Source organism: Cellulomonas sp., from assembly GCF_035634735.1.
GTDB lineage: Bacteria > Actinomycetota > Actinomycetes > Actinomycetales > Cellulomonadaceae > Cellulomonas.
In genome coordinates this window covers 1-7,151 of sequence record NZ_DASQCJ010000139.1, presented here as the reverse complement: position 1 = coordinate 7,151, position 7,151 = coordinate 1, and the positions used below count along the sequence as shown (strand labels likewise).

Genomic DNA, 7,151 nt, shown 5'->3' with positions numbered 1-7,151 from the left:
GCCCGAGATCGGTGCTTCCAGCCACCGATCTCGTCCCGAACCACCGACCTCGCCGCGGACGCCCTGGCCGGTCGCACGCCGAGATAGGACCGTCGCGCCGAGATAGGGCCCCGGACGGTCCTACTTCGGCGCGGAGGTCCTATCTCGGGGTGGGGCGGCCGGACCGCCGGGCTGCCGCCCGGCCGCCGCCGAGATCGGCGGTTCTGCCCGAGATCGGTGGTCCCACCCACCGATCTCGGCGCGAACCACCGATCTCGGCGCATCTCGCGTCGCCCGCACACCGGCCGACGCGCCCCGCGCCCGGGCGCGACGACGCCCGCCGCACCCCCGGAGGGTGCGACGGGCGTCGTCGTGGTCGAGCGGCCCGCGCGTCAGCCCGCGCGGCCCCGCGTCACGGCGCCGGCGGCGCCGCCGGGCCGGGCTGCGCCGGCGGCTCGGGCTGGACCGGCGGCAGCTGGCCCTCGCCGGCGTCCCGCTGCTCGCGCCGCGTCGCGCCCGGCTGCGGGCGCTGCCCGGCCTCGGCGACCGGGTCGAACGGCCGGCCGCTGAACGTGCCGGCGCTGGTCGCGTCCGCCGTGGCGGCCTCGGACTCCCGCCGGGCCTCGGCGAGCGCCTCCTTCGGGTCGGTCAGCGCGACCGGCGGCAGGTCGTCGGGGCCGAGCGGGGACTCGCCCCGCGCCCGGCCCGACGAGCCCGCGGCGTCGCCCTCGGCCGCACCCGCGCCCCCGGCGCCGCCGAACGCGCCCGCGAAGCCCTGGGTGAACTGGCCGAGCATGCCGGTCAGCTCGGACGGCACGATCCACACCTTGTTGGCCGGCGTCGCCGCGAGCTTCGGCAGCGCCTGCAGGTACTGGTACGCCAGCAGCTTCGGGTCGGCGTCGCCGCGGTGCACGGCGTCGAAGACCTGGAGGATCGCGCGGGACTCGCCCTCGGCGGTGAGGATCGCCGACTGCGCGGCACCCTCGGCCCGGAGGATCGCGGCCTGCTTCTCACCCTCGGCGGTGAGGATCTGGGACTGCTTGACGCCCTCGGCGGTGAGGATCGCGGCGCGGCGGTCGCGCTCGGCGCGCATCTGCTGCTCCATGGCGCCCTGCACGGAGGCGGGCGGGTCGATGCTCTTGAGCTCGACGCGGTTGACGCGGATGCCCCACTTGCCGGTCGCCTCGTCGAGGACCCCGCGGAGCTGGCCGTTGATCTGGTCGCGGCTGGTCAGCGTCTGCTCGAGGTCCATCGAGCCGATGACGTTGCGCAGGGTGGTGACGGTCAGCTGCTCGATACCCGTGATGTAGTTCGCGATCTCGTACACCGCGGACTTGGGCTCGGTCACCTGGAAGTAGATGACGGTGTCGATGCTCACGACGAGGTTGTCGGAGGTGATCACGGGCTGCGGCGGGAACGACACCACCTGCTCGCGCAGGTCGACGCCCGCACGGACCCGGTCGATGAACGGGATGATCAGGTGCAGGCCGGCGTCCATGGTCCGGTGGTACCGGCCCAGCCGCTCGACGAGCAGCGCGACGGTCTGCGGGACGACCCGCACCGCCCGCGCCAGGGTCACCACGACGAAGATCACGAGGATGGCGAGGAGCACCCACCCCACGATCGTGCCGATGCTCGGGTCGTCCACTGCGTCTCCTCCCAGCCGCGGCCCGGGTGGGGCCGCACGTGCGCGGCGGCGACCGGTCGGCCGCCGCCGTCCGTCAGATGCCCGCGGGGGCGCCGGGCGCGCCCGAGCCGTCGGTCGCGGGCCGGTCACCGGCGGCCTCGACGACCGCCGTGGCGCCGTCGATCCGCGCGACGCGGACCTCGGTGCCGGTGTCGAACGCGGCGCCCACGACGAGCGAGCGCGCGGACCAGACCTCGCCGCCGAGCTTCACGCGGCCGCCGGACGCGTCGGTCGGGGCCACCACGACGGCGGGCCGCCCGACCAGCGCGGCCGAGTTGGTCTCGACCAGCTGGGTGCGCTCGCGCAGCCGGTGCAGCAGGAACGGCCGCAGGGCGAACAGCAGCAGCAGCGCCGCGGCGGCCGCGACGACGATCTGCACCGCCAGCGGGGCGTCGAGCGCCGCGGCGAGCGCGCCGGCCAGGGCGCCGCCCGCGAGCATGAGGAAGATCAGGTCCAGCGAGAACATCTCCGCGACGCCCAGCAGCAGCGCGCCGCCCAGCCACCACAGCCAGTCCATCGTCGGCCCCTCTCAGCCCGGGCGCCCGGGACCGGGCACCACCGTCCGTCACCTCACGTGCGGGCGACCGTCGAGCGGCCGCTCACCACCGATCCTAGACGATCCCTTGACCGACCTGTGAGGAAATCCGGGAGCCTGTCGACCGACCGGACGAACCAGGATGAACCAGGTCAGCGCCGTCCGCGAGCCGTCCAGCGGTCGCCGGACCGCTCGACCTCGAGCGGCGTGCCGAACGCACCGGTGAGGTTGTCGGAGGTGAGGACCTCGTCGACCGGCCCCGCGGCGTGCACCTTGCCGTCGGCGAGGAGCAGCAGGTGCGTGAAGCCGGGCGGGATCTCCTCGACGTGGTGGGTGACCAGCACGAGCGCCGGCGACCGGCGGTCCGCGGCCAGCTCGGCCAGCGCGGCGACCAGCTCCTCGCGGCCGCCCAGGTCGAGCCCCGCGGCGGGCTCGTCGAGCAGCAGCAGCTCCGGGTCGCTCATGAGCGCCCGGGCGATCTGCACCCGCTTGCGCTCGCCCTCGCTCAGCGTGCCGTAGAACCGGTCGGCGAACCGCTCGACGCCGAACGCGGCCATGAGGTCGGCCGCCCGGGACTCGTCGACCTGCTCGTACGCCTCGCGCCACCGGCCGGTCACGCCGTACGCCGCGGTCAGCACGACGTCCTTGACGACCTCGCCGCCGGGGATGCGCTCCGCGAGCGCCGCGCTGGCCAGGCCGATCCGCGGCCGCAGCTCGAACACGTCGACCCGGCCCAGCCGCGAGCCCAGGAGGTCGGCGGTGCCGGACGTCGGGTGCATCCGGCCGGAGGCCACCTGGAGCACCGTGGTCTTGCCGGCGCCGTTGCGGCCCAGCACCACCCAGCGCTCGCCCTCGCGGACCGTCCAGGACAGCCCGTCGAGGATCGTCGTGGTGCCGCGGCGGATGGTCACGTCCTGCAGGTCGAGCACGTCGGTCATGGACACCAGACCCTAGCCGCCCGGAGCGGCCCGGACGTGGACGTACGTTGGTGGCGTGGACCGCACCGCCCTCGCCCTGCCCCGCTCCGTGCGCCTCGCCCTCTGGCTCGACCACGCGGGCGCCGGCGCCGACCCCGTCCAGCGCACCCTCGCCGCCGTCCAGGGCGACGACGAGCCGCACCGGGTCGTCGTCCCCGGCGCCGACGTGCCCGGGCTCGACGACGGCGCGCGGGGCTCGGTGACGCTCGCCGACCTCGTGGCGGCGTGGGCGAGCGGGCCGCGGGTCGTCGCCGCGGTGCTCCCGGCGCCCGGCGACCCCGCGGGCGCGCCGGCGTCGGTGGCCGGCGCGGCGCAGCAGGCCGGCGAGGCCGTGCTCGTGAGCACGCCGGACGGCGACTTCGCCGCGGTGCCGCGGGTGGAGGTGTTCGGCAGCGTCTACGAGGCCGGGCACCTCGTGACGTGGGAGGTGCACCCGGTCGCGCCGTGGCGGACCGCCCTCGTCGGGCACGTCGGCACGCTCGCCGAGGCGGACCGCGAGCTCACCACCGCGCTGACCCGGGCGACCGAGGCGCTGACCACGCTCGACGTCGCCCGCTGGCGGCCGGACGCGGCGGAGAAGATCGCGGCGCTGCGGGACACCCCGGACGCGCGCCGCGTGCTTCCGCCGGGGCTCGACCCGCGCAAGGTGCGGGTGATCGGCTCGGCGCTGCGGCTGCGCGCGATCGTCGACATCGCGGCCGCCGACGACGGCGCGGCGGTGAACCTGTGGCAGGCCGACCAGCGGACCACGGCGCTGCGGGACGTCGACCGGGCGGCGCGCCGCGCGCTGGCGGTCGCGACGCACCCGGCGCACGACGCGCCCGACCCGCGCCGGGGCTGAGGCCCCGACCCCGGCGGCCCCGCCCGCCCCGCGCCTCAGCGCAGGACGGAGCGGTACACCTCGAGCGTCCGGTCGGCGATCGCGTCCCAGGAGAAGTGGTCCTCGACCCGTCGCCGCGCGGCGACGCCCCAGGCCCGCGCGCGCTCCGCGTCGGACACGGCCTCCGCGAGCGTCGCGCCGAGGTCGGCGACGAACCGGTCGGGGTCGACCGGCGTGCCGGTGCCGTCCTGCACCTGCTCGATCGGCACCAGCCACCCGGTGGCCCCGGCGTCGACGACCTCCGGGATGCCGCCCGTCGCGGTGCCGACGACGGGCAGCCCGACCGCCATGGCCTCGAGGTTGACGATGCCCAGCGGCTCGTAGACCGACGGGCAGGCGAACACGGTGCCGGTCGCGAGCACCGCGACGAGCTCGTCCCGCGGCAGCATCCGCTCGATCCACACCACGCCGTCCCGCTTCGCGCGCAGCTGCTCGACCAGCCCGGTGACCTCGGCGAGGATCTCGGGGGTGTCCGGCGCCCCGGCGCAGAGCACGAGCTGCACCTCGGGCGGCAGGGACTCGGCCGCGCGCAGCAGGTAGGGCAGGCCCTTCTGCCGGGTGATCCGCCCGACGAACACCACCGCCGGCCGGTCCGGGTCGATCCCGTTCGCGCGGGCGACGTCCCGGGCCGTGGCCCACTCGTCGTCCGTCTCCGGGCGGCGCCAGCCCGCCAGGTCGATGCCGTTGTGCACGACGCGGACCTTCTCCGGGTCGATCGCGGGGTAGCAGCGCAGGATGTCCGCGCGCATGCCCGCGCTCACGGCGATCACCGCGGCGGCCGACTCGAACGCGGTCTGCTCGGCCCACGACGACAGCACGTAGCCGCCGCCGAGCTGCTCGGCCTTCCACGGGCGCAGCGGCTCCAGGCTGTGCGCCGAGACGACGTGCGGGACCCCGTGCAGCAGCGACGCCAGGTGGCCCGCCAGGTTGGCGTACCAGGTGTGCGAGTGCACCAGGTCGGTCGCCGGCCCCTCCCCCCGGCCCACGCCGTCGACGATCGCCAGGTCCACCCCGAAGGTGGCCAGCGCCGGGTTGGCGTCGCCGAGCGGGGCGGGCACGTCGTAGCCGGTCACGCCGGACTCGTCGCGCGGGCCGTCGAAGCAGTGCACCCGCACGTCGACGCTGCGTCGCAGCACCGCGGCGAGCTCCGCCACGTGGACGCCGGCGCCCCCGTAGACGTGGGGCGGGTACTCCCGGGTCAGCAGGTCGACTCTCACGCGCGACACGCTAGCGCGGAACGGCAAGTTCGCCTCGCCGAGACGCAGGTGGTGGCACTACGGTCGGCACATGGCAGCGCCGCGCATCCTGGCAATCGTCCTCGCAGGTGGAGAGGGCAAGCGGCTCATGCCGCTGACCGCCGCCCGCGCCAAGCCCGCCGTCCCGTTCGGGGGCATCTACCGCCTGGTCGACTTCGCCCTGTCGAACCTCGTGAACTCGCGGTACCTGCACATCATCGTGCTCACCCAGTACAAGTCGCACAGCCTCGACCGGCACGTGTCGAAGACCTGGCGCATGTCGACCCTGCTCGGCAACTACGTGTCCCCCGTGCCCGCGCAGCAGCGGGTCGGCAAGCACTGGTACCTCGGCAGCGCCGACGCGATCTACCAGTGCCTCAACATCCTGGACGACGAGCGGCCCGACATCGTCGTCGTGGTCGGCGCCGACCACGTGTACCGCATGGACTTCTCGCAGATGGTCGACCAGCACATCGCGACCGGCGCCGAGATGACGGTGGCCGGCATCCGGCAGCCGATCGCGATGGCCGACCAGTTCGGCGTCATCGAGACCGCGGCGGACGACCCGACGAAGATCACCGCGTTCCGGGAGAAGCCGGCCGACCCGGTCGGGCTGCCGGACTCCCCCGGCGAGATCCTGGCGTCGATGGGCAACTACGTCGTCAACACCGACGCGCTCATCCGCGCGGTGACCGAGGACGCGGAGAACCCGAGCAGCCGGCACGACATGGGCGGCGACCTGGTCCCCGCGTTCGTCGAGCGCGGCACCGCGGCCGTCTACGACTTCATCAACAACGACGTCCCGGGGTCGACCGACCGGGACCGGCAGTACTGGCGCGACGTCGGGACCCTGGACTCGTACTACGACGCGAACCAGGACCTCATCTCGATCGAGCCGGTCTTCAACCTCTACAACGACGCCTGGCCGCTGTACACGGGCTACACCGGCCTGCCGCCGGCCAAGTTCGTGCACGCCGGCGCCGGGCGCCTGGGCCACGCCGCGGACTCGATCGTGTCCCCGGGCGTGATCGTGTCCGGGGCGACGGTGTCGGGCTCGGTGCTGTCGCCGGGCGTGTACCTGCACTCCTGGGCGCAGGTCACCGACTCCGTGCTCATGGACGGCGTCATCGTCAACCGGTACGCCCAGGTGCACCGCGCGATCCTCGACAAGAACGTCGTGGTGCACGAGCGGGCACGGGTGGGCATCGACCGGGAGCACGACCTGGAGCGCGGGTTCACCGTGACGGAGTCGGGCATCACCGTCGTGCCGAAGGGCGCCGTCATCGAGCTGTGAGCGCGGGCGTGGACGCGTCCGGCACAGGCGGGACGCGTCCCGCTAGCCTGCCCGGGTGAGCCTGCCGCGACCCACCCGCCTCGTCGTCATGGACGTCGACTCGACGCTCATCACCCAGGAGGTCGTCGAGCTCCTGGCCGAGCACGCCGGCTCCCGCGCCGAGGTCGCCGACATCACCGAGCGCGCCATGCGCGGGGAGCTCGACTTCACGGAGTCGCTGCGCGCCCGGGTCGCGACGCTGGCGGGGCTGCCGGTGTCGGTGTTCGAGGCGGTGCTGGCGGAGGTCGTCGTGACGCCCGGCGCCGTCGAGCTCCTCGCGGAGCTGGACCGGCGCGGCTGGCCGGTCGGGCTGGTGTCCGGCGGGTTCGTCGAGGTCGTCGGCCCGCTCGCCGGGCGGCTCGGCATCCCCCGGTTCCACGCGAACGCGCTCGAGGTGGAGCACGGGGCGCTCACCGGGCGGGTGGCGGGCGAGGTCGTCGACCGGGCCGTGAAGGCGCGCACGCTGCGGGAGTTCGCGGCCGGCGCGGGGGTGCCGCTCGACCGGACGGTGGCGATCGGCGACGG

The 7,151-nt window shown here is 75.1% G+C and carries 7 protein-coding genes; 3 read left to right on the top strand and 4 right to left on the bottom strand.

The window, feature by feature from the left end:
* Positions 1 to 391 precede the first annotated feature (391 nt).
* The 3 genes from VER05_RS12300 to VER05_RS12290 all read right to left on the bottom strand — a co-directional run bounded on the left by VER05_RS12300 (position 392) and on the right by VER05_RS12290 (position 3,139).
* Positions 392 to 1,627: an SPFH domain-containing protein gene (locus VER05_RS12300; protein WP_324845636.1), complete on the bottom strand. Its 1,236-nt coding sequence runs from the start codon at positions 1,625 to 1,627 to the stop codon at positions 392 to 394.
* Between the two features lie 73 nt (positions 1,628 to 1,700).
* Positions 1,701 to 2,183 carry an NfeD family protein gene (locus VER05_RS12295; RefSeq protein ID WP_324845635.1) on the bottom strand — a complete coding sequence of 161 codons (483 nt, stop codon included), beginning with the start codon at positions 2,181 to 2,183 and terminating at the stop codon, positions 1,701 to 1,703.
* A gap of 170 nt (positions 2,184 to 2,353) precedes the next feature.
* A complete protein-coding gene (locus VER05_RS12290) occupies positions 2,354 to 3,139 on the bottom strand; it encodes an ABC transporter ATP-binding protein (RefSeq protein ID WP_324845634.1) in 786 nt (261 codons plus the stop codon).
* Between the two features lie 55 nt (positions 3,140 to 3,194).
* Between VER05_RS12290 and VER05_RS12285 the strand changes: the two genes are divergently transcribed.
* Positions 3,195 to 4,019 (top strand): hypothetical protein, encoded by an 825-nt coding sequence (locus VER05_RS12285; RefSeq protein ID WP_324845633.1) that lies wholly within the window; start codon positions 3,195 to 3,197, stop codon positions 4,017 to 4,019.
* Between the two features lie 35 nt (positions 4,020 to 4,054).
* Here VER05_RS12285 and glgA read toward each other — a convergent pair whose 3' ends face one another.
* On the bottom strand, positions 4,055 to 5,275 hold the full coding sequence (gene glgA / locus VER05_RS12280; RefSeq protein WP_324845632.1) for a glycogen synthase: 1,221 nt from the start codon (positions 5,273 to 5,275) through the stop codon (positions 4,055 to 4,057).
* Between the two features lie 70 nt (positions 5,276 to 5,345).
* Between glgA and VER05_RS12275 the strand changes: the two genes are divergently transcribed.
* Together VER05_RS12275 and serB are read left to right on the top strand one after the other, a co-directional pair.
* A complete protein-coding gene (locus tag VER05_RS12275; RefSeq protein ID WP_324845631.1) occupies positions 5,346 to 6,587 on the top strand; it encodes a glucose-1-phosphate adenylyltransferase in 1,242 nt (413 codons plus the stop codon).
* 88 nt (positions 6,588 to 6,675) lie between these two features.
* Positions 6,676 to 7,151 (top strand): phosphoserine phosphatase SerB (serB, locus tag VER05_RS12270; protein ID WP_414647616.1); only part of this gene is annotated, 476 nt, incomplete at its 3' end.

Coding starts and splice junctions, on each gene's coding strand:
- VER05_RS12295 (WP_324845635.1), bottom strand. CDS start 2,183: ATGGACTGGCTGTGGTGGCTGGGCGGCGCGCTGCTGCTGGGCGTCGCG.
- VER05_RS12290 (WP_324845634.1), bottom strand. CDS start 3,139: ATGACCGACGTGCTCGACCTGCAGGACGTGACCATCCGCCGCGGCACC.
- VER05_RS12275 (WP_324845631.1), top strand. CDS start 5,346: ATGGCAGCGCCGCGCATCCTGGCAATCGTCCTCGCAGGTGGAGAGGGC.